This window comes from Paracoccus sp. KR1-242 (assembly GCF_049446195.1).
In the GTDB taxonomy this organism is placed as follows: Bacteria; Pseudomonadota; Alphaproteobacteria; order Rhodobacterales; family Rhodobacteraceae; genus Paracoccus; species Paracoccus broussonetiae.
Genome location: NZ_JBMSED010000011.1, coordinates 162,193 through 186,436 on the forward strand (window position 1 = coordinate 162,193; position 24,244 = coordinate 186,436).

General features: G+C 65.5%; 24 protein-coding genes. 10 read left to right on the plus strand and 14 right to left on the minus strand.

Going from position 1 to position 24,244, the window contains the following annotated elements; genetic code table 11:
• Positions 1 to 14 precede the first annotated feature (14 nt).
• From ACO2Q4_RS17140 to chvE, 10 genes are all read right to left on the minus strand, one after another.
• Positions 15 to 767 (minus strand): GntR family transcriptional regulator, encoded by a 753-nt coding sequence (locus ACO2Q4_RS17140; protein WP_423320790.1) that lies wholly within the window; start codon positions 765 to 767, stop codon positions 15 to 17.
• 45 nt (positions 768 to 812) lie between these two features.
• Positions 813 to 1,823, minus strand: a complete 1,011-nt coding sequence (locus ACO2Q4_RS17145) for an aldose epimerase family protein (RefSeq protein WP_423320792.1) — start codon at positions 1,821 to 1,823, stop codon at positions 813 to 815.
• Complete coding sequence (locus tag ACO2Q4_RS17150) at positions 1,820 to 2,665, minus strand: SMP-30/gluconolactonase/LRE family protein (protein ID WP_423320793.1); 846 nt, start codon at positions 2,663 to 2,665, stop codon at positions 1,820 to 1,822. The genes ACO2Q4_RS17145 and ACO2Q4_RS17150 overlap by 4 nt, the downstream gene beginning before the upstream one ends.
• Positions 2,662 to 3,258 (minus strand): 2-dehydro-3-deoxy-6-phosphogalactonate aldolase, encoded by a 597-nt coding sequence (locus tag ACO2Q4_RS17155; protein ID WP_423320795.1) that lies wholly within the window; start codon positions 3,256 to 3,258, stop codon positions 2,662 to 2,664. Before ACO2Q4_RS17155 ends, ACO2Q4_RS17150 begins: the two co-directional genes overlap by 4 nt.
• Positions 3,255 to 4,172 (minus strand): 2-dehydro-3-deoxygalactonokinase, encoded by a 918-nt coding sequence (locus ACO2Q4_RS17160; protein WP_423320797.1) that lies wholly within the window; start codon positions 4,170 to 4,172, stop codon positions 3,255 to 3,257. Before ACO2Q4_RS17160 ends, ACO2Q4_RS17155 begins: the two co-directional genes overlap by 4 nt.
• Positions 4,166 to 5,098 carry a Gfo/Idh/MocA family protein gene (locus ACO2Q4_RS17165; protein WP_423320799.1) on the minus strand — a complete coding sequence of 311 codons (933 nt, stop codon included), beginning with the start codon at positions 5,096 to 5,098 and terminating at the stop codon, positions 4,166 to 4,168. Before ACO2Q4_RS17165 ends, ACO2Q4_RS17160 begins: the two co-directional genes overlap by 7 nt.
• Positions 5,085 to 6,827 carry an L-arabinonate dehydratase gene (gene araD / locus ACO2Q4_RS17170; RefSeq protein WP_423320801.1) on the minus strand — a complete coding sequence of 581 codons (1,743 nt, stop codon included), beginning with the start codon at positions 6,825 to 6,827 and terminating at the stop codon, positions 5,085 to 5,087. Before araD ends, ACO2Q4_RS17165 begins: the two co-directional genes overlap by 14 nt.
• A complete protein-coding gene (mmsB, locus tag ACO2Q4_RS17175) occupies positions 6,827 to 8,014 on the minus strand; it encodes a multiple monosaccharide ABC transporter permease (RefSeq protein ID WP_311759925.1) in 1,188 nt (395 codons plus the stop codon). The genes araD and mmsB overlap by 1 nt, the downstream gene beginning before the upstream one ends.
• Positions 8,007 to 9,581: a multiple monosaccharide ABC transporter ATP-binding protein gene (gene mmsA, locus ACO2Q4_RS17180; protein ID WP_311759926.1), complete on the minus strand. Its 1,575-nt coding sequence runs from the start codon at positions 9,579 to 9,581 to the stop codon at positions 8,007 to 8,009. Before mmsA ends, mmsB begins: the two co-directional genes overlap by 8 nt.
• 75 nt (positions 9,582 to 9,656) lie before the next feature.
• The gene (chvE, locus tag ACO2Q4_RS17185; RefSeq protein ID WP_311759927.1) at positions 9,657 to 10,721 is read right to left on the minus strand and encodes a multiple monosaccharide ABC transporter substrate-binding protein; all 1,065 of its coding nucleotides are present in this window, start codon (positions 10,719 to 10,721) and stop codon (positions 9,657 to 9,659) included.
• A gap of 250 nt (positions 10,722 to 10,971) precedes the next feature.
• Here chvE and ACO2Q4_RS17190 point away from each other — a divergent pair, with 250 nt between their 5' ends.
• A complete protein-coding gene (locus ACO2Q4_RS17190; RefSeq protein WP_395134271.1) occupies positions 10,972 to 11,931 on the plus strand; it encodes a LysR family transcriptional regulator in 960 nt (319 codons plus the stop codon).
• A gap of 3 nt (positions 11,932 to 11,934) precedes the next feature.
• On the opposite strand, the gene ACO2Q4_RS17195 is transcribed toward ACO2Q4_RS17190, so the two are convergent.
• Both ACO2Q4_RS17195 and efp read right to left on the minus strand, forming a co-directional pair.
• On the minus strand, positions 11,935 to 12,243 hold the full coding sequence (locus tag ACO2Q4_RS17195; protein WP_311759929.1) for a GNAT family N-acetyltransferase: 309 nt from the start codon (positions 12,241 to 12,243) through the stop codon (positions 11,935 to 11,937).
• A 117-nt stretch (positions 12,244 to 12,360) separates the two neighbouring features.
• Entirely contained in the window at positions 12,361 to 12,924 is a 564-nt protein-coding gene (efp, locus tag ACO2Q4_RS17200) for an elongation factor P (protein ID WP_311759930.1), read from the minus strand.
• Positions 12,925 to 13,272: 348 nt separating this feature from the next.
• On the opposite strand from efp, the gene ACO2Q4_RS17205 reads away from it, so the two are divergent.
• From ACO2Q4_RS17205 to ACO2Q4_RS17235, 7 genes are all read left to right on the plus strand, one after another.
• On the plus strand, positions 13,273 to 13,593 hold the full coding sequence (locus ACO2Q4_RS17205) for a DUF6280 family protein (RefSeq protein ID WP_074968330.1): 321 nt from the start codon (positions 13,273 to 13,275) through the stop codon (positions 13,591 to 13,593).
• A 186-nt stretch (positions 13,594 to 13,779) separates the two neighbouring features.
• Positions 13,780 to 17,226, plus strand: coding sequence for an AAA family ATPase (locus ACO2Q4_RS17210; RefSeq protein ID WP_423320805.1), 3,447 nt, complete (start codon positions 13,780 to 13,782; stop codon positions 17,224 to 17,226).
• Positions 17,227 to 17,274: 48 nt separating this feature from the next.
• The gene (locus tag ACO2Q4_RS17215; RefSeq protein ID WP_395134262.1) at positions 17,275 to 17,730 is read left to right on the plus strand and encodes a YbjN domain-containing protein; all 456 of its coding nucleotides are present in this window, start codon (positions 17,275 to 17,277) and stop codon (positions 17,728 to 17,730) included.
• 8 nt (positions 17,731 to 17,738) lie between these two features.
• Positions 17,739 to 18,179, plus strand: a complete 441-nt coding sequence (locus ACO2Q4_RS17220; protein ID WP_311759933.1) for a RidA family protein — start codon at positions 17,739 to 17,741, stop codon at positions 18,177 to 18,179.
• Entirely contained in the window at positions 18,179 to 18,934 is a 756-nt protein-coding gene (locus ACO2Q4_RS17225; RefSeq protein WP_423320807.1) for a glycerophosphodiester phosphodiesterase family protein, read from the plus strand. The genes ACO2Q4_RS17220 and ACO2Q4_RS17225 overlap by 1 nt, the downstream gene beginning before the upstream one ends.
• Positions 18,931 to 19,683 carry an SDR family oxidoreductase gene (locus tag ACO2Q4_RS17230; RefSeq protein ID WP_423320809.1) on the plus strand — a complete coding sequence of 251 codons (753 nt, stop codon included), beginning with the start codon at positions 18,931 to 18,933 and terminating at the stop codon, positions 19,681 to 19,683. Before ACO2Q4_RS17225 ends, ACO2Q4_RS17230 begins: the two co-directional genes overlap by 4 nt.
• A gap of 32 nt (positions 19,684 to 19,715) precedes the next feature.
• Positions 19,716 to 20,858, plus strand: coding sequence for a GNAT family N-acetyltransferase (locus ACO2Q4_RS17235; RefSeq protein WP_423320811.1), 1,143 nt, complete (start codon positions 19,716 to 19,718; stop codon positions 20,856 to 20,858).
• On the opposite strand, the gene ACO2Q4_RS17240 is transcribed toward ACO2Q4_RS17235, so the two are convergent.
• Positions 20,855 to 21,640, minus strand: coding sequence for a TIGR02186 family protein (locus ACO2Q4_RS17240; protein WP_311759937.1), 786 nt, complete (start codon positions 21,638 to 21,640; stop codon positions 20,855 to 20,857). The two genes, ACO2Q4_RS17235 and ACO2Q4_RS17240, sit on opposite strands and share 4 nt — an antisense overlap.
• The gene (locus ACO2Q4_RS17245; RefSeq protein ID WP_311759938.1) at positions 21,637 to 22,560 is read right to left on the minus strand and encodes a sulfite exporter TauE/SafE family protein; all 924 of its coding nucleotides are present in this window, start codon (positions 22,558 to 22,560) and stop codon (positions 21,637 to 21,639) included. Before ACO2Q4_RS17245 ends, ACO2Q4_RS17240 begins: the two co-directional genes overlap by 4 nt.
• 214 nt (positions 22,561 to 22,774) lie before the next feature.
• Between ACO2Q4_RS17245 and surE the strand changes: the two genes are divergently transcribed.
• Both surE and ACO2Q4_RS17255 read left to right on the plus strand, forming a co-directional pair.
• A complete protein-coding gene (surE, locus tag ACO2Q4_RS17250) occupies positions 22,775 to 23,566 on the plus strand; it encodes a 5'/3'-nucleotidase SurE (RefSeq protein WP_311759939.1) in 792 nt (263 codons plus the stop codon).
• 7 nt (positions 23,567 to 23,573) lie between these two features.
• Positions 23,574 to 24,224, plus strand: a complete 651-nt coding sequence (locus tag ACO2Q4_RS17255) for a protein-L-isoaspartate(D-aspartate) O-methyltransferase (RefSeq protein ID WP_311759940.1) — start codon at positions 23,574 to 23,576, stop codon at positions 24,222 to 24,224.
• Positions 24,225 to 24,244: the final 20 nt, after the last annotated feature.

Below are 24,244 nucleotides of genomic sequence, written 5' to 3' on the forward strand. Positions count from 1 at the left end.
GGACGCACGACGTTTCACGTATTCACCGCCAGATCGTAATGCATACATGCCAGTTTTTCGGCCTTGTCGAAATACTGGGGCGACAGTTGCATGATGCCCGGAAGGTCGCCGAAGACGCGTCGAAGGTGCAGGCGCATGGCGGTTTCGGCCTGGTCCGCCTCACCACTTGCGACGGCGTCGACGACGGCGCGGTGCTGGTCCAGCATGATGTCGTTCGGCGTCACCGCCGAGACCAGGTGCCGCACCCGGTCCAGATGCACCTTGAGCACCTGAAGGTGGTTCCAGGCCATCACCTTTCCGGCGATTTCGGCCAGAGTATAATGAAATTCCTCGTCCAGCATCACCAGAGCCTTGGCGTCGCCCTGTGGAATGGCGTCCTGCCGGACCAGGATTTCGCGCAGGGTCCCGATCTGTTCGGGGCGGGCATTCCGGGCGGCAAGGCGGACGATATCGGATTCGACCGCCTCGCGGATGAAACGCGTGCTGAGCACCCAGTCCATGTCGATGCGCGATACGAAGGTCCCGCGCTGGGGCCGCACTTCCAGCAGGCCCTCTCCGGCAAGGCGGATGAAGGCTTCGCGGACCGGCTGGCGCGACAGGTCATACTGGTCCGCGATCTCCTGTTCGGACAGGCGGGTGCCGGGCAGGATGTCACCGCTGATGATCCGCCGATGCAGGATCAGATGCATCTGCGCTGCGGCAGGCATCTCGGCGGCGGGGGCAGGTTGCGGACCGCTGGGGGCAGGCGCCGCGGATGTCGTGGTCATGGTGTTCCTCCTGAAACACCATTTCCCTTGAAGCGGATGAGTGCGTCAACTGCTTCCGGTGCGCGTGAAGCCCAGGACGGTCGTCTGGCGATAGACCTGGTCGCTGGTCAGCAGGGTCGAGGGGTAATCCCAGTGATGGACCGCATCGGGCCAAAGCTGGGATTCCATCGCGATCCCGGCATGGCGGCCATAAGGCGCGCCGCCGATCCCCTTGGCCCCGCCCTGCATGTGGGCGGCGGCATAGACCTGCAGTCCCGGTTCGGTCGAGTCGATCGTCATGCGGACATCTCCCGCCTGCAACACTGCCGCGGGACGGGGCAGGTGGTGGCGGGTCGTGTCGATGCACAGGTTATGGTCGATCAACGGACCGCCCAGCCGTTCGGCCAGCCGGACCGGCTGACGGAAATCCAGATGCGTGCCCGCGACGGGCGCAGGGCTGCCCAAGGGGATCAACGCCTCGTCCACCGGCAGGTAGGTCTCGGCCGGGATGGTCAGGCGGTGGTCCGAGATGTCGGCTTTGCCGTCCAGATTGAAATAGCTGTGCTGCGCGAAATTGCAGATCGTGGTTTCGCTGGAGGTCGCGACAATCTCGATCCGCAGTGCCGGACCGGGCAGGATCTGATAGCGCACGCGCACCAGCATCGCTCCCGGAAAGCCCATGTGACCGTCCGGCAGGTAATCCGACAATGCGACGAAATCCGGCCCGTGATCGGCGACTGTCCAGTTGCGCACCCCTGTCCCGTCCGAGCCGCCATGCAGCGTCGTCCGCCCGGCTTCGTTTCGATCCAGGGCAAGGGGGCGTCCGTCGATTTCGGCCTCGCCGCGGGCGATGCGGTTCGCGCAGCGTCCGACGATCGCGCCGAAATAACGCCCCTCGTCCAGATAGGGGGGCAGGGTCGGGAAGCCCAGCACCAGCGGATGCGCGACCCCGTCCAGGCGCAAGTCTTGCAGAGAAGCGCCCAGCGTGACGACCGAGGCGGTCAGCCCGTGGCCCGCTATGGTGATCCGGCTGACCTCTTGCCCATCGGGCAGCTTGCCGAAAGCGTCCTTCGTCATGGTTGCACCTGTGGTTCGGGTCGCCCGGTCACGCCGACCGGCAGCACCATCCAGCTGCGCCCGTCCTGCGCGCCGCCAAGATCGACCGCCGCGCTGGTGACAAGGATGCGGTCCAGTCTTTCGCCGATGAAGGCAGGGCAGGTCGTCTGTTTCACGGGCAGCTCGACCGATTGCAGCAATTGGCCGTCGGGGGCATGGCAGACCAGCTTGCCGGTGCCCCAGCGGGCGTTCCAGAAATTGCCCTTCGCATCGGTCACTGCGCCATCGGGAAACTGGTCGGTCCCACGCAGGTCAAGGAAGACGCGTGGCTGACCCTTGGGCCATCCGTCGCCATCCAGATCCTGGACCCAGACCATCTGGGCATCCGTATCGGCGAAATAACCCAGCTTGCCATCCGGCGAAAAGCAGATCGCATTGGGGATCGAGACGGGAGAATGCAGCTTGCGCAGTTCGCCCCGGTAATAGCGATAGATGGCGCCCTGTCCCGGGCTTCCATCCGTGGCCATGGTCCCGATCCAGAACCCGCCCTGCGGATCGGCGCGGCCATCATTAGAGCGGGTGTCGGGGCGGTCGGCCTCAAGCGCGACCAGATGCTGACGGCTGCCATCGCGCAGGTCGAAACGGAACAGCGCCGTTTCGCTGGCGATCAGCAGATTGTCGTGGTCGATCCAGCCTGCCGCCGAGACACGATCGTCAAAGCTCCATGCCAGTTCGCGGCCGTGCCTGCGGCTCAGCATCCGGCGGTTCAGGATATCGAACCAGAAGGCCTGCTGGCGCTCGGGGTGCCAGAACGCCCCCTCGCCCAGCAGGCAAGGGCGAGGGTCGAACAGCGTGTATTTCATGCCGGAAGCGCCGCGACCATTTCGCGAGCGCGCTGGCCCACCTGATCGGCGCTGTCGCCGGGCTTGTAAAGCGAACTGCCGATGCCGAAGCCCTGCGCGCCCGCTGCGATCCAGTCCGCGAAATTGTTCGGACCGACGCCGCCCACGGCATAGACCGACATGTCGCGTGGCAGCACCGCACGCAGCGCCTTGAGCGCGACCGTCCCGGCCTGATCGGCGGGGAACAGCTTCAGTCCGGTGGCCCCGGCGGCGATGGCGGCAAAGCACTCGGTTGCGGTGAACACGCCCGGATAGGACTCCAGCCCCAGCCGCCGCGTTTCGCGGATGACCTCGGGATTGGTGTTGGGCGAAACGATCATGCGCCCGCCCACATCCGCGACGCGGGCCACATCCTCGACCGTCAGGACGGTGCCGGCGCCGATGGTGGCGCGGCCGGCAAAGGCCGTGGCCATCAGGCGGATGCTCTCCAGCGGATCGGGAGAGTTCAGCGGCACTTCGATTCGGTCGATGCCGGCATCGATCAGGGCCTCGCCCACGGCAAGTGCGTCGGTCGGGGTCAGGCCGCGCAGGATGGCTATGATTGGCTGGGTCATGTGGTCCTCGTCAGGGCGGAAGCAGCGGCGGTCAGTCCGGCAAGGACCAGTTCGCCACCATCCATTTGATGAGCATCCGCACCGGCCTGCGTCAAGGCCCCCGCGTAAAGCGCCGAAAGTTCGGGCGCGCCGATGATGACCACGCGGCGATCGCTCCATAGCGGTCGGGCTGCGGCCAGTTCGGACCCGATCAGCAGGCCCGAAAGCCGTCCTGCGCCCTGTTCCGCCGTCAACCCGTTCAGCAGTGCCGCCGCGCGCAGGGGGAACAGGCCTGCCGGGGCCATGTCGGCATTGGTCGCCGCCTGGGCCGAAGCTTCCAGAAAGCTGTCCATGTCAGGTCGTGCGTTGCCGACGGTCAGGCGCAGTACGGATTGGCGCGACAGAAGGGCATAGACCTCTCCGGTCATGAAGGTGTGGAACCCCTCGACCATGCCGGATGCGATGCGGACCCATTTGCAATGCGTGCCGGGCAGGCAAAGCGTGCCTTCGAAATCCGGGTTGCGCGCCAGAAATCCCGCGATCTGGGTTTCCTCCCCGCGCAGCACGTCGGGCGGGTCGATCTGGGACAGGCCGGGCAGGATATGGACCTGAAGCCGCAGATCGGCGACCAGGGGTCGTGTCGCGCGCAGCGGGTCAAGCGGCGTGCAGGGGGTGGGGCGGTATTCCGCCTCGACCCAACCCGTCCGCGCGCCGACCATGCCGCAGGCGATGACCGGAACCGGCTGGTCACCCAGCCAGTCCGCGACCAGTTCCAGAAGCGCGGGTTCGAACCCTTCCGGCGTCAGGCTGCCCATGCCCTTGTCCGAGGAGCGGTTGTCCAGCACCTCGGATCCCTGCATGGCCCAGACGCGAAGCCGGGTGGTGCCCCAGTCGACCGCGATCCAGTCCGGACCGGTCACGACGGGGCTTACCATTCGAACGCGTCGGTCTGCACCCGGCGCCCCAGCATCATGGCATCGGCGACATGGCGGAAGGGTGCCAGGTCGACATCGCTTTCGCCTTTCGCGATCAGCTCGGCAAAGCGGGCATAGATGCGGTCGTATTCGCCCGCCAGCGCGCCTTCGGCGGACAGAACCTCGCCATCGGCAGTGATGGTCGCGCCGCCTTGCGACAGCTCCATCACCCCGCGATCGGTTTCGATCCGCATGTTCCAGGTCTGGACGCCCGTTTCGCGGAAGTCGAAGTCCAGGTCGACCGGCGCGCCTTCCTCGGTCAGCATGGTCAACCGACCTGCGATGGGCGTGTCGCGGTTTGCCGGGAATTCAAGCTCGGCCCCGGTCGTGTAAAGCGCGACCGGCAGGATATAGGTCAGGATCGAATAGGCGTTGATGCCGGGATCGAAGACCCCGGTTCCACCGGGGGCGAAGATCCAGTCCTGGCCCGGATGCCAGCGCCGCACATCCTCGCGCCAGGTGACGGTGATCGCGGTGATCTTGCGGCTGGAGAGCCATTCCCGCGCGCCGGGAATGCCGGGCGCGAACTGGCTGTGCCAGGCGGTGAACAGGGTCTTGCCCTGATCACGGGCGATGCGCTGCAGGGTCATCACCTCGGACACGGTGGTGCCCGGCGGCTTTTCCAGCAGGACGTGGCGACCCGCCAGCAGCGCTTCGCGCGCGACGGCGAAGCGCACCTGCGGCGGGGTGCAAAGCGCGACCGCCCCGACCTCGGGCCGCTCGGCCAGGAAGGTCGTCACGTCCTTGAAGGCGCTGACCCCCTCGGCCGTGTTGAAGGGGTCGACCGTCGCGGCCAGGTTGAAGGCGCTCGACGCATCCAGCGCGGGACGATGCTGTTCCCGCGCGATCTTGCCGAAGCCGATGATTGCCAGATCAGTGGCTGTCACGTCCCACCTCGCGTCCACGGCTGCCTTTGAGGAAGTCGAAATCGGCCCCGGTATCGGCGCCCTCGACATGGTCATGGAACATCCGGGCATAGCCGGAGGCCGGCGGCTCGACCGGGTTCTTCCAGTCGGCCAGACGCTGCGCGATTTCCTCGTCGCTGAGGTCCAGATGCAGGCGGCGGTTCGGAACGTCCAGTTCGATGAAGTCGCCGGTGCGCACGATCGCCAGCGGACCGCCACGCGCGGCCTCGGGCGAGGTGTGCAGGACCACGGTGCCATAAGCCGTCCCCGACATGCGCGCATCCGAGATGCGGACCATGTCGGTGATGCCCTTTTTCAGCACCTTGGGCGGCAGGCCCATATTGCCGACCTCGGCCATGCCGGGATAGCCCTTGGGACCGCAGTTCTTCATGACCATGACGCAGGCCTCGTCGATGTCGAGGCTGTCATCGTTGATCCGGGCCTTGTAGTCGTCGATATCCTCGAAGACCACCGCACGGCCACGGTGCTGCATCAGGTGCGGGCTGGCGGCCGAAGGCTTCAGCACCGCGCCCAGCGGCGCCAGGTTGCCCTTGAGAACGGCGATGCCGCCCTGCTGGGTCAGAGCCTTCTCGACCGGCAGGATGACGTCCTCGTTCCAGTTCTTGACGTCCTTGACCTCGTCCCAGACCGTCTCGCCCGAGACGGTCAGCGCGTCCTTGTGCAGAAGCCCGGCTTCGCCCAGACGCTTCAGCACCACAGGCAGACCACCCGCATAGAAGAACTCTTCCATCAGGTATTTGCCCGAGGGCATCAGGTTCACGATGGTCGCGACGTCGCGGCCGCAGCGGTCCCAGTCGTCCAGCGTCAGGTCGATGCCGACCCGGCCCGCCATCGCCAGCAGGTGGACGACGGCATTGGTCGACCCCCCGATCGCGCCATTGGTGCGGATCGCGTTTTCGAAGGCCTGCTTGGTCATGATGTCGCTGGGCTTCAGGTCGTCCTTGACCATCTGTACGATGCGGCGGCCCGACAGTTGCGCCATCACGCGGCGGCGACTATCGACGGCCGGGATCGCGGCATTGCCGGAAAGCGCCATGCCAAGCGCCTCGGCCATCGACGCCATGGTCGAGGCCGTGCCCATCGTGTTGCAGGTCCCGGACGAGCGGCTCATCGCCTGCTCGGCTTCCAGGAACTCGTCCTGCGTCATCTCGCCCGCCTTCACGGCCTCGGAGAATTTCCACAGATGCGTGCCCGAGCCGATGCGCTCACCGCGGAACCAGCCGTTCAGCATCGGGCCGCCGGTGACGACGATCGAGGGGATGTCGGTCGAAGCCGCACCCATCAGCAGGCTGGGGGTGGTCTTGTCGCAACCGACCAGCAGCACCGCACCGTCGATCGGCTGGCCGCGCATCGCTTCCTCGACCGCCATGGCGGCAAGGTTGCGATACATCATCGCGGTCGGGCGATAGGTGTTTTCCGAGGCCGAGAAGACCGGAACCTCGACCGGGAAGCCGCCGGCTTCCCAGATGCCGGCCTTCACCTTTTCGGCCAGTTCCCGCAGGTGGCCGTTGCAGGGCGTCAGGTCCGACCAGGTGTTCAGGATCCCGATGACCGGGCGACCGTCGAACAGGTCATGCGGATAGCCCTGATTCTTCAGCCAGCCACGGTGATAGATGGTGTCGCGCGAGTTGCCGCCATACCAGTGCTGCGACCGCAACTTGCGCGGCCATTCTGCGGGTTTGAAAGTCATTACGATTTGCTCTTGTTCGAAACGTCGAAGATGACGGCAGCCATGAGGACCAGCCCCTTGATGACCTGTTGGTAGTCGATGCCGATGCCAAGGATCGACATGCCGTTGTTCATCACACCCATGATGAATGCGCCGACCACGGCCCCGATCACGGTGCCGACGCCGCCCGACATCGAGGCGCCGCCGATGAAGACGGCCGCGATCACGTCAAGCTCGAAGCCGACGCCGGCCTTGGGGGTGGCCGAGTTCAGGCGGGCCGAAACGACCAGGCCGGCCAGCGCCGCCAGCATCCCCATGTTCATGAAGGTCAGGAAGACGACGCGTTCCGAGTTGATGCCCGACAGCTTCGCGGCCTTGGCGTTGCCGCCGATGGCATAGATGCGGCGGCCGATCGTCGTGCGTTCGGACAGGAAGGCGTAAAGCGCGACCAGCACGGCCATGACGATGAAGACGTTCGGCAGGCCGCGGAAGTTCGCGAGCGCCCAGGTCATCCAGGCCAGCGCGACGAAGATCAGCGCGTTCTTGGCGACGAAGAAGGCAAAGGGTTCGTCCGCGATGCCCAGCGTCTCTTCGCGGCGGCGGTTGCGGACCTGCATCCACAGGATGACAAGTGCGGCGCCCCAGCCCAGGATCAGCGACAGAGTGTTCGGCTTGTCCGGCCCGAAGAAGTCGGGGATGAAGCCCGAGGCGATCATCTGGAATTCGCGCGGGAAGGGGCCGATCGACTGCCCTTGCAGCGTCCACATGGTCAGGCCGCGGAAGATCAGCATCCCCGCCAGCGTCACGATGAAGGACGGGATCTTCCAATAGGCGACCCAGTAACCCTGGATGGCGCCGATGATTGCGCCCGCAACCAGGCTGAGCACCACGACCACGGGGATCGGCAGGCCCAGCTTCACGATCATAAGCGCGGCCAGCGCGCCCACAAATGCCGCGACCGACCCGACCGACAGGTCGATATGGCCCGCGACGATGATCAGAAGCATCCCCACCGCCATGATGACGATGTGGCTGTTCTGCAGGAACAGGTTCGTCAGGTTGACCGGGCGGAAAAGAATCCCCCCGGTCACGATCTGGAAGAACGCCATGATGACGATCAGGGCGAACAGGATTCCGTATTCGCGGATGTTGCGGCGGATGAACCCAAAGGTATCGCCGCCGGGACGGGTTTCGGTGGTATCAGACATGGGCGGCCTCTGCCTCGATCTCTTCGGGGGTGATGTCTTCCTCGGTCAGGTTGTGGCCCGACTTGATGATGATCGACATGATGCGTTCCTGGGTCGCCTCGGCGGTCGGCATGTCGCCCACCAAACGCCCTTCGTTCATGACGAGTACCCGGTCGGTGATGCCCAGAAGTTCCGGCATTTCCGAGGAAATCACGATGATGGATTTACCCGCGGCGGCAAGGTCGCGGATGATGGTGTAGATCTCGTATTTCGCGCCGACGTCGATGCCGCGCGTGGGTTCGTCCAGGATCAGGATCTCGGGTTCCGAGAACAGCCACTTCGACAGCACCACCTTTTGCTGGTTGCCGCCGGAAAGGTTGGCCATCACCTGGTCGATGGACGAAGAGCGGATGTTGATCTGCTTGCGGAAGTCGCGCGCGACCTGGCCTTCGCGGTGGCGGTCGATGATGCCGCGTTTCGCGATGCCCGCAAGGTTTGCCAGCGGGATGTTGCGGCGGATCGTGTCCTCAAGCACCAGTCCCAGTGACTTGCGGTCCTCGGTCACATAGGCAAGCCCGGCCTTGATCGCCTTGGGTACGGTCGCAAGATCGACCTGCTTGCCGTGGATCGACACGCTGCCCTTGCGGAAATCACCGACCGAGCGGCCGAACAGGCTCATCGCCAGCTCCGTGCGGCCCGCACCCATCAGGCCGGCAATGCCCAGAACCTCGCCCCGCTTCAGGTCGAAGTTGGCGTTGTCGACCAGCATCCGGCCTTCGCGCAGGGGGTCGGCGACGGTCCAGTCGCGGACCTGCATCACCACTTCGCCGATCTTCGGCTCGCGCGGCGGATAGCGGTCGTTCATGGAGCGACCGACCATGTCCTTGATGATCTGGCTTTCCGGGACCATCCCGGTGTGGTGCGACACGGTCGAGCCGTCGCGCAGCACGGTGATGCTGTCGCAGACCTGCGAAATCTCGTTCAGCTTGTGCGAGATCATGATGGCCGTCATGCCCTGCTCGCGGAAGCCTGCAAGCAGGCGCAGAAGCGCGGCGCTGTCATTCTCGTTCAGGGATGAGGTGGGCTCGTCCAGGATGAGCAGGTCGACCTTCTTGGACAGGGCCTTGGCGATCTCGACAAGCTGTTGTTTGCCCATGCCCAGCTCGCCGACCTTGGTTTCGGGGCTTTCGCGCAGCCCGACCTTGGCCAGAAGCTCGGCCGTGCGGCGGTTCGTCTCGTGACGGTCGATCACGCCACGGCTGGCGATCTCGTTTCCAAGGAAGATGTTCTCGGCGATCGACATCTGTGGCACCAGTGCCAGTTCCTGATGGATGATGACGATACCCTGGGCTTCGCTGTCAGGGATGCCCCGGAATGCCATCGGCTTTCCATTATACAGGATTTCGCCGTCATAGGAGCCGTGGGGATATACGCCCGACAACACTTTCATCAGCGTCGACTTGCCGGCGCCGTTTTCGCCGCAAAGCGCCCGGATCTCGCCCCGGCGCACGACCATGTTGACGTTGTCCAGGGCTTTGACGCCGGGGAATTCCTTGGTGATTCCCCGCATTTCCAGAATGGGATCCATCGCTACCTTCTGCCCCTAGCTAAGGAATACGCCGCCGCAGGGGGCTTTCCCCTGCGGCGGCGCGGGTTGGTTGGATTACTTCAGCTGGTCTTCGGTGTAGTAGCCCGAGCCGACCAGCACGTCCTTGACGTTGGCGGCGGTGACCGGAACCGGCTCCAGCAGGTAGGACGGGACGACCTTGACGCCGTTGTCATAGGTCTTGGTGTCGTTGACCTGCGGCTCTTCGCCCTTGATCATCGCATCGACCATGCTGACGGTGACTTTCGCCAGTTCACGGGTGTCCTTGAAGATGGTCGAGTACTGTTCGCCCGCCATGATCGACTTGACCGACTGGACTTCGGCGTCCTGACCCGAGACGATCGGCATCTTCAGGTCGCCCGAGCCATAGCCCACGCCCTTCAGCGACGACAGGATGCCGATCGACAGCCCGTCATAGGGCGACAGCACGCCGTTCACCTGCTTGTCGGTGTAGTTGGCCGACAGGATGTTATCCATGCGCGACTGCGCGGTGGCCGGGTCCCAGCGCAGGGTGCCGACCTTGTCCATGCCCATCTGGCCCGACGGGATCACGATCGAGCCGTCGTCGATCATCGGCTGCAGGACCGACATCGCGCCATCATAGAAGAAGAAGGCGTTGTTGTCGTCCGGGCTGCCGCCGAACAGTTCGACGTTCCACGGCTTCACGTCCGGGAAACGCTCCTTGAGGCCGGCGACCAGGGTGTTGGCCTGCTCGACGCCCACCTTGAAGTTGTCGAAGGTGGCATAATAGTCGATGTCCGGCGTGTCGCGGATCAGGCGGTCATAGGCGATGACCTTGATGTCCGCCGCTTTCGCGTTCGCCAGCGCGTTCGACAGCGTGGTGCCGTCGATGGCGGCGATGACCAGCACGTTCACGCCCTTGGTGATCATGTTCTCGATCTGGGCAAGCTGGTTCGGAATGTCGTCGTCAGCATATTGCAGGTCGGTCTGGTAACCGGCGTCCTGGAACTGCTTGACCATGTTGTTGCCGTCATCGATCCAGCGGGCCGAGGTCTTCGTCGGCATCGAGATGCCGACCATGCCTTCGGCCAGCGCGAAGCCGGGCACCGAAAGAGCCGCGACCGAAGCAGCAGCAAGCGCAAGTTTCTTGAGGGTAGACATATTTCCTCCCGTTGATGGGCACGACAGAAGAGGGCGCTCATCGGCGCCTTGCAGGATCTTCCGGTGCTTCCCCCCGTCATCGCGGGCCTGCCGGGCCAATCCCGGCAGCCGTCCGCGGCAGCGGCGTCAGGCCGCCTGCCTGCCGACAGGCTAGCTTGGCACCGTTGCAGGCGTCAATTTCGGTTTCTGTGGGGCGTTATATCGTTTATGATATATCTTAGCGCTAACATTGGGATGAACGGCCGCAAGCATGCGCGCAAACCGCGACGTGGGGGACGAACTCGTCTCTCGGGGAATCAAGCTGAAACAACTTGCCCTGCTGGTCGCGGTCGAGCGGACGGGGCAGCTTAGCCTTGCGGCAGCCTTCCTGAACATCACCCAGCCCGCAGCATCGCGAATGCTGTCGGATCTTGAACGCATCGTCGGCGCCCAACTGACGCAGCGTCACAGCCGCGGCGTCAGCCTGACACTCGCCGGGGAAAGACTGGCGGAACGGGGGCGCGCCATGCTGCGCGACCTGGATATCGCCGGGCGCGAGGTGCGCGACATCGACCGCGGGCGGGTGGGGTCGGTGCATATCGGCTCGGTCTCTGGCCCGTCGCTGGATCTGGTGCTGCCGATCGTTCACAGCCTCGAACGGTCCGAACCCCATCTGCGCGTGCGCATCGACGTCGCTTCCAGCGACCGCCTGGTGGGAGAGCTGTTGTCCGGGCGGCTGGACCTGTATATCGGCCGCGTCCCGGATACGCAGGATCCTGCGCCCTTCGACGTGGCCCCGATCGGCCCCGAGCCACTGTCGCTGATCGTGCGACGCGACCATCCGCTGGCGGGGAAGACGGGCTGCGACCTGCGCGATTGCCTGGAATACGACTGGGTGATGCAACCGACGGGCAGCATGCTGCGCGGCACGGTCGAGCGTTACCTGATCGACCACGGGCTGTTTCCGCCGCCGACGGTCATCTCGACCAGTTCGCTGATGCTGACGCTGGCCTTTGTGCTTCGATCGCAGGCGGTGGGGGTGATGTCGACCTCGGCCGCGCGGCTGTTCGCGTCCGAAGGGCGCAGTGCGCCGATTTCCCGGCTGGGCGTCGCCCGCGATCTCAGCGTGGCGGCCTATTCGATCGTCACCCTGCGTGACCACAATCCGACTCCCGCCGCGCAGGTCTTCCTGAACATCCTGCGCGAAGAGCTGCGCCAGCGCCGCGGCTAGGGGTCAGCCTTCGCCCGCGCGCAGGTCTGCCCATTCGGGATGCCGGTCGAATTGCGCGCGCACATAGGTGCAGGCGGGGACGATCAGCAATCCCTGACGGCGCGCATCGTCGATCAGCCGCTGGACCATCGCGGTCGCAGCGCCGGTGCCGCGCATCGTGTCGGGGGAATAGGTGTGGTCGGCGACGATGATGCCGGGCCCCCCCGAACGCCAGGTCAGCTCCGCCTCGCCGTCGATGCCGGGCAGGGTGGCGACATAACGTCCCGAGCTGCCGTAATTCTCGTGCGAGACGCGGATGGTGAGTTGCGACATGTCATGCTCCGTCTTGACCTGGCTTGAACGCACGAAGCGGCGTTTCGGTCCGTTCCGTCTTGAAGCATTGTCGCGGGCGGGGACAAGGGCGGCATTTGCCGCCCCTGCGCCATCGATTCAGGCGCGCTCCGAATATTCGAACAGCTCGGTATTGACGACGATCGCCTCATCCGCGCCGACGAAGGGCGGGATCATGATCCGCAGTCCATTGTCGAGGATCGCGGGCTTGAAGCTTTTCGAGGCCGTCTGGCCGTTCAAGACCGGCTCGGTCTCGGCGACGCGGCAGACGACCTTCTGCGGGATGCGGACCGACAGCGCCTCGTCACCGTAATATTCGATGGTCGCGGTCATGCCGTCCTGCAGGAAGGGGCGACGGTCGCCCAGAAGATCGGCATCCAGCTCGATCTGCTCGAAAGTCTCGCTGTCCATGAAGACAAGGCGCCCTTCGGATTCATACAGGAACTGCTGGTCCTTGTTGTCCAGCCGGACATACTCGACCTTGTCTTCCGAGCGGAAGCGTTCGTTCAGCTTGCGGCCATCGCGCAGGTTCTTCATCTCGACCTGGGCAAAGGCGCCGCCCTTGCCGGGCTTCACGTGGTTGACCTTCACGGCGGCCCAAAGCCCGCCGTCATGCTCCAGCACATAGCCGGGCTTGATTTCATTGCCGTTGATCTTGGCCATTCAATTCGCCTTGAAAGGTTGAGAAAGGGATGTGACGTCGCGGCGCTTGAACCGCGCTTACGCGCCCCTATATCCAGTGCCATGTTCCGCCGCAATCGGATCGGCTTTGTGCCATTGTCAAGGGTTGGCGGGGTTTTCCGGGTGTCGTGAAAGCTTCAGAAAGCGCAAGCTATGCTGCATTTGCTTGGGTTTGCACGGGGCGCATGGCTGTCATGTAGGTAGGGGCATACCGAATCACGGGCGGGATCGGCTAAGCCCGCCTAGCTTCGCCGTCGCTGGCGAAGGATACGACCGGGCAGGGGCCCCGTCGTCATGATGCGGTACTGCAAGAAAAACAGGATTAAGTATATGCGCGATTTCGTGGATGGTTCGGCTTTCAATTTCGAACAAGGGCAACGTGCCCGCAAGCTTTTTGCTGCCGTTGTGCTGGCTGCGCTTGATGATGCGATCGCGGATGACAAAAAATACGGCAACGGGCCTGATCAGATTGCACGTTGGGCACGCTCGCGCGATGGGCGCGAGGTCCTGTCCTGCGCTGGCATCGATCCGAACGAACGCGTCGTGAAGGGCCTGATGGAATTCGTCTCGAAAGGTGTGCGGACCTCGGTCGCGTTGTCGCGCGAGGAAAGCGAACGCCGCCACGCCGCCGAAGAGGCTGACGCCGCCTGATCGCGCGCGCCTTATCGTCGCATTGACGGGCTGCCCTTGGGCAGCCCCTTTTTGTTTCTGCTGCTGGAAACTCAAACCATTGTGGATCGCCGCCGCAGGTTATCCACATATTGTGGCGCAGATTGACTTTTCCGGCATTTTCGCCAAGGATTGGCGCAAAATAATCATAATGCAGGACCAATCCCATTGCGCTTCGACCGGCTTCGCCTGAACGGCTTCAAAAGCTTCGTGGATCCGACCGACCTGGTCATTCATGAGGGGCTGACCGGCGTGGTGGGTCCGAATGGCTGCGGCAAGTCGAACCTGCTTGAGGCCCTGCGCTGGGTGATGGGCGAGAACCGCCCGACCGCCATGCGCGGCGAGGGGATGGAGGACGTGATCTTTGCCGGGACCGCACGCCGCACCGCGCGCGCCCATGCCGAGGTCACGCTGACCATCGACAACAAGGACCGCCTGGCCCCTGCCGGCCTGAATGATGCCGATGCGCTGGACATCACTCGCCGGATCACGCGCGATGCTGGCAGCGCCTATCGCATCAATGGCAAGGAAGTGCGCGCGCGGGACGTGCAGATGCTGTTCGCGGATGCCTCGACCGGGGCGCACTCGCCGGCGCTGGTGCGGCAGGGCCAGATCTCCGAACTCATCAACGCAAAGCCCAAGGCGCGTCGTCGCATTCTTGAGGAAGCGGCCGGCATCTCGGGGCTTTACCAGCGCCGGCACGAAGCGGAACTGAAGCTGAATGCGGCCGAAGCAAACCTGACCCGGGTCGATGACACGCTGGACCAGTTGTCCTCGCAGGCGGCATCCTTGGCGCGGCAGGCCCGCGCGGCGGCAAAATACCGCGAGATCGGTGCCGCGCTGCGTCAGGCCGAAGGGCTGCTGCTGTATCGCCGCTGGACCGAGGCCGAAGAGGTCAAGGCCCAGACCGCTGAAGCCCTGCGCGAAGCGATCCGCCTTGCCGGCGAGGTCGAGGCGACCGCGAAACGCGCCATTGCCGCGCGGGAGGAGGCCGAGATCCACTTGCCGGCCCTGCGCGAGGAGGAACAGGTCGCCGCGGCAATCCTGTCCCGCGCCACTGTCGAGCGCGAGGCGCTGGACGAGGCCGAGGCCCGCGCGACCCAAGCCATCAAGACCCTGCTGGCCCGCATCGCCCAGCTTGACCGCGACATCGAGCGCGAAGCCGCCCTGAACCGTGACGCGGGAGAGGTCATCGAACGTCTGGAATGGGAAAAGCGCGAGCTGGAAAAGGCCGGGCAAGGTCACGCCGAGCGGCTGGAGCTTGCGACCGGGGTGGCGGACGAAGCCGCCGAGGTTCTGCGCGAGGTCGAGGACCGGCTGGCCGAACTGACCGACGAAAGCGCGCGACTGTCGGCGCGGCACCAGTCGGCGGAGCGGCTGGCCCATGATCTGCGCCAGATGCACGACCGGGCGAACCGGGCCGCAACGACCGCCGAGGCCGCCGCCACCAAGGCGGACGAATCTGGAGCCGTCGCCGAGGCTGCCCGCGAAGCCGCAGACATCGCGCAGGACGAGGCGCATGAGCGCGTCGAAGCAGCCGAAGAGGCGCTGCTGCTGGCCGAAGAGAGTCGCGGTGCCCTTGAGGGGGACGAGGCCGAGGCCCGCGCCACCCGCGCCGAGGCCGAGGGCGAGCTTTCCGCCTTGACCGCCGAAATGGCCGCGCTGAAGCGGCTGGTGGAACGCGGCGATGCTGGCGGTGCCTCGATCCTTGACCTCGTGCGGGTTGCCCGCGGATACGAGGCCGCCTTTGGCGCGGCGCTGGGCGACGAACTGGCGGCCGGGCTTGCCGAGGATGGTTCCGGCTGGCATCCGCTGCCCGGCTATGAGGCGCCACAACCCTTGCCCAAGGGCGTGGCCCCGCTTGCGCCCCATGTCGACGCTCCGCCAGTGCTGACGCGTCGCCTGTCGCAGGTCGGGCTGGTCGGTGACGCGGTCGAGGCGGCGCGGATGCAGCAGGCACTGGCACCCGGTCAGCGCCTGGTCACGCTTTCGGGCGACTTGTACCGCTGGGACGGAATGCGCGTTCTGGCGCAGGACGCTTCGTCGACTGCCGCACTGCATTTGCAAAAGGTGAACCAGCTTGCGGAACTAACCGCGCAGGCCCAGGCCGTGGGCGATCGGGCCTCGGACGCCGCAAGGCGTCATCAGGCCCTGCGTGATCGCCTGGCCGATGCAAGCGGGGCCGAGCGTTCGGCCCGCGATGCGCGGCGCGAGGCCGAACGCGGCCTGTCCGAGGCGTCGCGCGCAGTGACGCGGGCGGAATCCGAACTTGCCGCCACGCGCAGCCGTGCCGAATCGGCGCGAACCGAACTGGCCCGCCACCGTGCTGATGCTGGCGACGCCGCGGCGCGACTGGCCGAGGCCGAGCGTGCATTGGCCGAGCTTCCCGATCGCGGCGTTGCCGCCGCTGCGCTTGAGCATGCCCGCACCGGGGTCGAGGCCGCGCGCATCGCCACCATGACCCGGCGCGGTGCTTTGGACGAATTGAAGCGCGAGGCGACGGCCCGGATCCGGCGCCTGCAGGAAATCGCCAAGGAGGATTCGGGCTGGCGCCTGCGTCTGGATCAGGCGGGAACGCGCGCCGCCGAGTTGGTCGCGCGGCGCGAACATGCCGCGGACGAGCTGGAAGCGGCCGAAGCCCAGCCCGAGATCCTGGCCGAGCGCCGCGAGACCCTGACCGATGCCGAGGCCAAGGCCGCCGCACGCCTTGCCCGTGGTCGGGCTGCGCTGTCGGTTGCCGATCAGGCGCTGCGCGTCGCGGCCGAAGCCGAGCGCGAGGCCGAGCGTGCCGCCTCGGACGCGCGGGCGACGCGGGCCGCGCGCGAAGCGCGGGCAGAAGCCGCGACCGAGGCCGAGGTCGCCGCCCGTGCCCGCATCCTTGACGAGACCGAGGCCGAACCCGAAGCCCTGCGCGAAGCGCTGGGCGAGATCGACGAGATCGCCCCCGCCGCGCTTGAGGACCGCATCCAGCGTCTGCGGCAGAATCGGGATTCGCTTGGTTCGGTCAACCTGCGCGCCGGTGAGGACAAGCAGGAGCTTGAAACCGAACGCGACCGGCTGAATGCAGAAAAGGAAGACCTGACCGAAGCGATCCGAAAGCTGCGTCAGGGGATCGGCAGCCTGAACCGCGAGGGCCGCGAAAGGCTGCTGGCGGCTTTCGACACGGTGAACCAGAATTTCACCAATTTGTTCACGCATCTCTTTGGCGGCGGCGAGGCCCGGCTGGTCCTGGTCGAGTCCGACGACCCGCTTGAGGCCGGGCTGGAAATCATGTGCCAGCCCCCCGGAAAGAAGCTGTCGACGCTGAGCCTTCTGTCCGGGGGTGAGCAGACGCTGACGGCGCTGGCGCTGATCTTTGCCGTGTTCTTGGCCAATCCCGCGCCGATCTGCGTGCTGGACGAGGTGGACGCACCGCTGGACGATGCGAACGTGACGCGTTTCTGCGATCTGATGGACGAAATGACCCGCCGGACGGATACGCGATTCCTTGTGATCACGCACCATGCCGTAACTATGGCGCGGATGGATCGGCTGTTCGGCGTGACCATGGTCGAGCAGGGCGTCAGCCAGCTTGTCAGCGTCGATCTGAAGCGCGCGGAAGCTCTGGTAGCCTGATCGGCAAAACGCTAATAGGCCTGCCATCCCTCCGGCGGAGTCTGTTCCATGCGTGCGTCACGCGCCTTCTTCCTGCTTGCCTTCCTGAACCCCGCCGCGCTGATGGCCGAGGCGGTGACGGGAGACCCCGAAATCATTGGCCGGATCATGGCAGAACAAGGCATGAAGGTGGTCCCCAGCCGCGATGTCGAAGGCATGCCAATGCTGGAAAGCGAGATCGACGAGACGCTGTTCAACGTCTATTTCTATGACTGCGCGCCCAGTTGCCGGCGCATGCAGTTCGTCACCAGCTTCAAGCTGACCCATCCGATGACGGCCGAGGATGCGAATGACTGGAACCGGGACAACCCGGTCGGCAAGCTTTTCGTGGCGGATTCCGGCGATCCCTTTCTGGAAATGGATATCGGGCTTGCGGATGACGGTCTGGGGCGCAAGAATTTCGAGGACGCGCTGGCGACATGGCGCGCCGTCCTTGGCGACTTCCGCGCCTCCATTACAGACTGAGGGATAAGATGAGCATCGAGACGAGACTGGCCGAACTGGGGATCACGCTGCCCGACGCGCCCGCGCCGGCTGCGAATTACGTGCCCTTCGTGATCTCGGGGAACATGCTGTTCGTCTCGGGCCAGATCAGCGCGCAAAAGGGCAGGCTGGGCGACGACCTTGCCGTCGAAGCGGGGGCCGAGGCAGCGCGGACCTGCGGGCTGGCGCTGCTGGCGCAGGCGCGCGCGGCGCTTGGGTCACTTGATCGGGTGAAGCGGGTCGTCAAGCTGGGCGGCTTCGTGAACTCGACGCCCGAATTCACCGACCAGCCCGAGGTCATCAATGGCTGCTCGAACCTGATGGTCGAGGTGTTCGGGGACAAGGGCCGCCACGCCCGCGCCGCTGTATCCGCCCCCGCGCTTCCGCGCGGAGTCGCGGTCGAGGTCGAAGCGATCTTCGAGATCGCGTGATGCCGCTTCATCCCGATTTTCTCAGCCTGCCGATCACGCATCGGGGGCTGCATTCTGCCGGACTTCCGGAAAACAGCATGGCGGCCTTTCGCGCCGCCATCGCCGCCGGCTACGGCATCGAATGCGACATCCAGGCGGCGGCGGACGGAACGCCGATGGTCTTTCACGACGATGATCTGCCGCGCCTGACGGGGGCCGAAGGACTGGTCCGTGCGCTGGGAATCGACACGCTGTCGATGCTGCGCCTGATGGAAACCGACGAGGCGATCCCGACGCTGGCCGAATTGCTGGCCGAAGTCGCGGGCCGCGTTCCGCTGCTGATCGAGATCAAGGATCAAAGCCTGCGCTCGACCGACGAGATCGGGGATCTGTCCGAACGCGTGGCGGCGCTTGTGGCCGCCTATGACGGGCCGGTCGCGGTCATGTCCTTCAATCCCCACAGCATCGCCGCGTTCCACGCTGCGGCGCCGGGGGTCGCGGTCGGTCTGACCACCTGCGGCTATGACGCGGAGGACTGGCCGATGCTGGACGACGCGACGCGCGAGGGTCTCGCGGCCATCGCAGATTTCGACCGGGTCGGGGCAAGTTTCGTCTCGCATGACCGGGACGATCTGGACAATCCTGCCGTCACTGCCCTGAAGGCGCGTGGCGTGCCGGTCCTGACCTGGACCATCCGTTCGCCCGCGCAGGAGCAGGCAGCGAGAGCGGTGGCCGACAACATTACGTTTGAAAATTATCTGCCGGGGGGAGCATGAGCAGAACCAAATCCATGATCGTGACGGGCGGGTCGCGCGGCATTGGCCGCGCCGTCGCGTTGCTGGCGGCCGAACGCGGCTGGGATGTCGCGATCAGCTGGCGCAATGACGCCGAGGCCGGGCAGGAGGTGCTGGAGCGCATCCGCGCCGCGGGTCGCCGCGCCGTCGGCCTTCAGGTCGACGTCGCTCGCGAGGCCGAGGTGATCGCGCTGTTCGATGCGGCCGAGGCGGCCTTCGGCCGGATCGATTCCGTCATCGTCAATGCCGGAATGCTGTCGAAGGCCATGCCGCTGGCCGAAATGTCGCTGGACCGGATCCAGCGGGTCATGGACGTGAACGTCACCGGTGCATTGCTGACCGCGCGGGAAGCGGCGCGTCGGCTGAAGCGGTCCAAGGACGAGGCCTCGTCCTCGATCGTGCTGCTCAGCTCTGCCGCGGCGAAGCTGGGCGGACCGGGCGAATATGTCGACTATGCCGCCAGCAAGGGCGCGATCGACAGCCTGAACATCGGTCTGGCAAAGGAACTGGCGCCACAGAACATCCGCGTCAACGCCGTCCGCCCCGGTCTGATCGAGACCGAGATCCATGCCTCGGGTGGCAATCCCGACCGCGCGCGGATCCTTGCCCCCGGTGTTCCGATGGGCCGTCCGGGCAGTGCCGAGGAGGTGGCCGAGGCGATCCTGTGGCTGGCCAGCGAACAGGCGAGCTATGTGACGGGCACAAACCTGGAAGTAACCGGGGGCCGCTGACAAAGCGCGGCACCCCCGATATCTTTCCCGGCATGAGCGAACTCAGCGTCTCCGTCCTGCCCGGGATACTGGGCATCGACGCCGCCCTTTGGGATGGCTGCGGTGCGCAGGCGAATCCCTTCACCACACACCGCTTTCTTGCCGCGCTGGAGCAATCCGGCTCGGTCGGAGAGGGGACGGGTTGGCACCCGATCCATCTTGTCGCCCGACTGGACGGCAGGGTGGCGGGCGTGGCGCCCTGCTATCTCAAGACCCACAGCCAGGGCGAATACATCTTCGACCATGCCTGGGCGCAGGCATTCGAACGCGCGGGCGGGCAATACTACCCCAAGCTTCAATGCGCAGTTCCGTTCACGCCGGTGACGGGCCCGCGGCTGATCTCGGCCTTTCCCGAGGTGCAGGCGGCGCTGCTGCAGGCCATGGCGCAGGTCGTCCGGCAATCGGGGCTGTCCGGCGCGCATGTGACCTTCTGCACCGAGGCCGAGGCAGAGCTTGGCCGGAGCGTGGGCTTCCTGACCCGCGCCAGCGAACAGTTTCACTGGCAGAATGACGACTATGCCAGCTTCGACGATTTTCTGGCGCAATTGTCGTCGCGCAAGCGCAAGGCGATCCGCAAGGAACGCGAACGTGCCCAATCCTTCGGCGGCACCATCCGCAGCCTGCGCGGGGACGAGATCCTGCCCGCACATTGGGATGCGTTCTGGCACTTCTATCAGGACACGGGCAGCCGGAAATGGGGCCGCCCCTATCTGACGCGGGATTTCTTTGACCGGCTGCATGACACGATGCGAGATGATTGCCTGCTGGTTCTGGCCGAGCGTGACGGCCGCCCTGTCGCGGGGGCGCTGAACCTGCTGGGCAGGGATGCGATCTATGGCCGCTATTGGGGCTGCATCGAGGATCACCCCTTCCTGCATTTCGAACTGTGCTATCACCGGGCCATCGACTGGGCGATCGCGCATGGCCTGTCGCGGGTCGAGGCGGGGGCACAGGGCGAACACAAGCTGGCGCGGGGGTATCTGCCCAGCCAGACCCATTCCCTGCATTGGCTGTCCGATCAGGGCCTGCATGACGCGATCGACGATTACCTGCAGCGCGAACGCCGCGCCGTCCGCGAAGAGATGGAAGTCCTGACCGAGATGGGGCCGTTCCGTCGCACCCCCCGCGATACCTAGCTGCGCTGCAACTGGCGGAAGGCGGCGGATGCGCCCCAGCCCGCGGCGACTGCCAATGCCAGTGACATGAGCCCGTAAAGGAAGGGTTTTTCAAAGGCCAGCCGATACAGCCAACGCTCCAGCCCGACCTTACGAACCTCGATCGGGGCGCGGAACGTGTCCTGTACCTTGCCGTCGCGGATCAGGAAGATGCGGGTCGCGTAAAGCCCCTCCATCAGGTTGGCGGGCAGGCGGACATCGGCGCGGAACAGCGTCTCTTCAGCCAGACGGACCGCGCCTTCGTCCAGACGATACAGGTCGTGCTGTTCGCGCAGGCGGATCAGTGCCTCGGTATAGGGGACGACGTCATCGACCTCGGCCGCGCCGGCGAAGGCGCGCATGGCCAGCGGGACCGAGATGCGGAAACGACTGTCCTCGGCCGGGTCGAGAATCTTTTCCAGCGGGCGGGTGGTGGCCACGACATAGAAGTTCGGGGCCGAGGCGATGGCGACCTTGCCGGTATTGACCCAGATACCGAAGCGCCGCTCCTTGTGGCGGACGGTGACCGGCAGGGCCGGGCCTTCGACGGTGACGATGACGTCCAGCGGCGTGGCCAGCGGCGGGGCCTCACGCTTGATCGCTCCATAGATGATGATCTCGGACCCGTCGAAGCTGGTGGTGATGTCGACGTCGTCGCGCGACAGGTCGGCGACGATCCGTTCGGGCGGCTTGGTCGGGGCAGCCTCTTGCGCGGCAAGGGGCAGCGCGCCCGCGATCAGGATGGCCAGGGCGCGCAGGATCATCCGATCACCCCCGGCGTCAGCGAATAAAGGTCGTCCGGCTTCAGCACCAGATCCAGCCCCAGCTTGCCACAGACGGCCAGCACCAGCAGCGCCAGCAGGATGCGCAATTGCTCGGCCCGCAGTTTCGCGCCCAGCGTGGTGCCGATCTGCGCGCCCACGACGCCGCCGATGATCAGCAGAACTGCCAGCATGATGTCGACGGTGTTCAGCGAGACGGCATGCATCAGCGTCGTATAGGCCGACAGGAAGGTGATCTGGAACAGCGAGGTCCCGATGACGACCTTGGTTGGCATGCCCAGCAGATAGATCATCGCGGGCACCATGATGAAACCGCCGCCGACCCCCATCAGGGCGCCCAGAATGCCGACCGCGGCCCCGACCAGCAGCACCGGAATCACACTGATATACAGGCCCGAGGCGCGGAACTTGATCTTGAACGGCCCGCGATGGACCCAGCCATGCTGGTTGCGGCGCATCGGCTTGATCGGCCCGCTTTTCCGGGACCGGCGCAGGGCGCGGACGCTTTCCTGCAGCATCATCGCCCCGATCAGGCCCAGGAAGATGACGTAGCACAGCTGGACCACCAGATCGACCTGGCCAAGGCGCGACAGGATGTTGAAGAAAAAGACTCCGATCGAGGATCCGACCAGACCACCGGCCAGCAGCACCCAGCCCATGCGGAAGTCGACGGACTTGCGCTTCACATGCGACAGCAGCGCCGAGAAGGATGAGGCCACGACCTGATTCGCCCCGGTCGCCACCGCGATGGCGGGCGGGATGCCGATGAAAAACAGCAGCGGTGTGATCAGGAATCCCCCACCCACCCCGAACAGGCCGGACATAAGCCCGACGACACCGCCAAGCCCGACAAGTGCGAAGGCATTGACTGCCACTTCTGCAATCGGAAGATAGATCTGCATGTTCTGCCCGGCTCTGCTCGGTTTGATCCTGCCCTTAGCACTGCCGCGCGTCAAACGCTGCGGTTGTCCCTGCTTCGGGTTGTCGCAGCGCCGCCACGCGGATAATCATGTTTCTAACGGGGATTTGATTGCAAATATCGGACGGTCCGGGCGACGCGGGGGGAATTCAGGCCCCGATCCACACCGGGTTTCCGGCGCAGCACATGGGGACTGAATGCGGATCCTGCTTACCAATGACGACGGAATCAATGCGCCCGGGCTGGTCGCGCTGGCCGAGATTGCGGCCGAGATCGCGGGTCCCGAGGGTGAGGTCTGGACCGTCGCCCCTGCCTTCGAGCAATCCGGGGTCGGCCATTGCATCAGCTATGTCCATCCGACCCTTATCGCCGAGCTTGGCCCCCGCCGGTTTGCGGCAGAAGGCTCGCCCGCCGATTGCGTGCTTGCGGCGATTGGCGACGTCATGCGCGACAATCCTCCCGACCTTGTGCTGTCCGGCGTGAACCGGGGCAACAACTCGGGCGAGAACGTGATGTATTCCGGCACCATCGGCGGGGCGATGGAAGCGGCGCTTCAGGGTCTGCCTGCCATTGCCCTGTCGCAATACATGGGGTTGCAGACCGCCGGCCTGGCCGACCCGTTCGAGGCCGCGCGCCGCCACGGTCCGCGCCTGATCCGCCAGCTTCTGGAACATGGCGACTGGACCTCGGACGCGGATTTCCGGCTGTTCTACAACATCAACTTCCCGGCCTGCGACGCCGCATCGGTGCGCGGCACGCGCGTCGCGCCGCAGGGGCGTCGCGCGGGCGTGCGGTTCGAGGCGGAACCCTATCCCGCGCCGAATGGGCGGCGGTTCCTGTGGATCCTTGGCGGCTCGCAGACGGCCGAGGCCAGTCCCGGCAGCGACGTCGACGCAAACATGCGCAACTATATCTCGGTGACGCCAATGCGTCCGGACCTGACCTGCCACGCAAGCCTTGACGCGCTGCGCGTCCTTGAAGAGGGCTGATCCCGCGATGAGCGACGAACCCGAAGCCGCCGAAAGAAAGATGCGCTTCCTGTTCGCGCTGCGCCAGCGCGGTGTGACCGACCCCAGGGTGCTGGAGGCGATGGAGCGGATCGACCGGGGCGAGTTCGTGCGCGGTCATTTCGAGGATCGCGCCTATGAGGATACACCCTTGCCCATCCCCTGCGGCCAGACCATCAGCCAGCCTTCGGTGGTCGGGCTGATGACCCAGGCGCTTGAGGTCGGGCCGCGCGATAAGGTGCTCGAGGTCGGGACCGGCTCGGGATATCAGGCGGCGATCCTGTCCCTGCTTTGCCGCCGCGTCTATACGCTGGACCGACACCGCAGGCTGGTGACCGAGGCCGAGGCGATCTTCCGGCATTTCGGCCTGACGAACATCACCGCTATGGCGGCGGACGGCTCTCGCGGGTTGGCCGAACAGGCACCCTTCGACCGGATCATGGTCACTGCCGCGGCCGAGGATCCGCCGGGGCCGCTCTTGGCGCAACTGAAGATCGGCGGTATCATGGTCCTGCCGGTCGGGCAGTCGGATGCGGTGCAGACCTTGATCCGCGTGCGACGGACCGAAACCGGTTTCGATTATGATGAATTGCGGCAGGTGCGTTTCGTGCCGCTGGTCGAGGGGTTGGGCCAGACATGACCCCCGACTGAAGGATTGGG

What these genes read in the sequence shown, in the direction of transcription:
- ACO2Q4_RS17140 (WP_423320790.1), bottom strand. Translation starts at nt 767, where the DNA reads ATGACCACGACATCCGCGGCGCCTGCCCCCAGCGGTCCGCAACCTGCC.
- ACO2Q4_RS17145 (WP_423320792.1), bottom strand. Translation starts at nt 1,823, where the DNA reads ATGACGAAGGACGCTTTCGGCAAGCTGCCCGATGGGCAAGAGGTCAGC.
- ACO2Q4_RS17150 (WP_423320793.1), bottom strand. Translation starts at nt 2,665, where the DNA reads ATGAAATACACGCTGTTCGACCCTCGCCCTTGCCTGCTGGGCGAGGGG.
- ACO2Q4_RS17155 (WP_423320795.1), bottom strand. Translation starts at nt 3,258, where the DNA reads ATGACCCAGCCAATCATAGCCATCCTGCGCGGCCTGACCCCGACCGAC.
- ACO2Q4_RS17160 (WP_423320797.1), bottom strand. Translation starts at nt 4,172, where the DNA reads ATGGTAAGCCCCGTCGTGACCGGTCCGGACTGGATCGCGGTCGACTGG.
- araD (WP_423320801.1), bottom strand. Translation starts at nt 6,827, where the DNA reads ATGACTTTCAAACCCGCAGAATGGCCGCGCAAGTTGCGGTCGCAGCAC.
- mmsB (WP_311759925.1), bottom strand. Translation starts at nt 8,014, where the DNA reads ATGTCTGATACCACCGAAACCCGTCCCGGCGGCGATACCTTTGGGTTC.
- mmsA (WP_311759926.1), bottom strand. Translation starts at nt 9,581, where the DNA reads ATGGATCCCATTCTGGAAATGCGGGGAATCACCAAGGAATTCCCCGGC.
- chvE (WP_311759927.1), bottom strand. Translation starts at nt 10,721, where the DNA reads ATGTCTACCCTCAAGAAACTTGCGCTTGCTGCTGCTTCGGTCGCGGCT.
- ACO2Q4_RS17190 (WP_395134271.1), top strand. Translation starts at nt 10,972, where the DNA reads ATGCGCGCAAACCGCGACGTGGGGGACGAACTCGTCTCTCGGGGAATC.
- ACO2Q4_RS17195 (WP_311759929.1), bottom strand. Translation starts at nt 12,243, where the DNA reads ATGTCGCAACTCACCATCCGCGTCTCGCACGAGAATTACGGCAGCTCG.
- efp (WP_311759930.1), bottom strand. Translation starts at nt 12,924, where the DNA reads ATGGCCAAGATCAACGGCAATGAAATCAAGCCCGGCTATGTGCTGGAG.
- ACO2Q4_RS17205 (WP_074968330.1), top strand. Translation starts at nt 13,273, where the DNA reads ATGCGCGATTTCGTGGATGGTTCGGCTTTCAATTTCGAACAAGGGCAA.
- ACO2Q4_RS17215 (WP_395134262.1), top strand. Translation starts at nt 17,275, where the DNA reads ATGCGTGCGTCACGCGCCTTCTTCCTGCTTGCCTTCCTGAACCCCGCC.
- ACO2Q4_RS17220 (WP_311759933.1), top strand. Translation starts at nt 17,739, where the DNA reads ATGAGCATCGAGACGAGACTGGCCGAACTGGGGATCACGCTGCCCGAC.
- ACO2Q4_RS17225 (WP_423320807.1), top strand. Translation starts at nt 18,179, where the DNA reads ATGCCGCTTCATCCCGATTTTCTCAGCCTGCCGATCACGCATCGGGGG.
- ACO2Q4_RS17230 (WP_423320809.1), top strand. Translation starts at nt 18,931, where the DNA reads ATGAGCAGAACCAAATCCATGATCGTGACGGGCGGGTCGCGCGGCATT.
- ACO2Q4_RS17235 (WP_423320811.1), top strand. Translation starts at nt 19,716, where the DNA reads ATGAGCGAACTCAGCGTCTCCGTCCTGCCCGGGATACTGGGCATCGAC.
- ACO2Q4_RS17240 (WP_311759937.1), bottom strand. Translation starts at nt 21,640, where the DNA reads ATGATCCTGCGCGCCCTGGCCATCCTGATCGCGGGCGCGCTGCCCCTT.
- ACO2Q4_RS17245 (WP_311759938.1), bottom strand. Translation starts at nt 22,560, where the DNA reads ATGCAGATCTATCTTCCGATTGCAGAAGTGGCAGTCAATGCCTTCGCA.
- surE (WP_311759939.1), top strand. Translation starts at nt 22,775, where the DNA reads ATGCGGATCCTGCTTACCAATGACGACGGAATCAATGCGCCCGGGCTG.
- ACO2Q4_RS17255 (WP_311759940.1), top strand. Translation starts at nt 23,574, where the DNA reads ATGAGCGACGAACCCGAAGCCGCCGAAAGAAAGATGCGCTTCCTGTTC.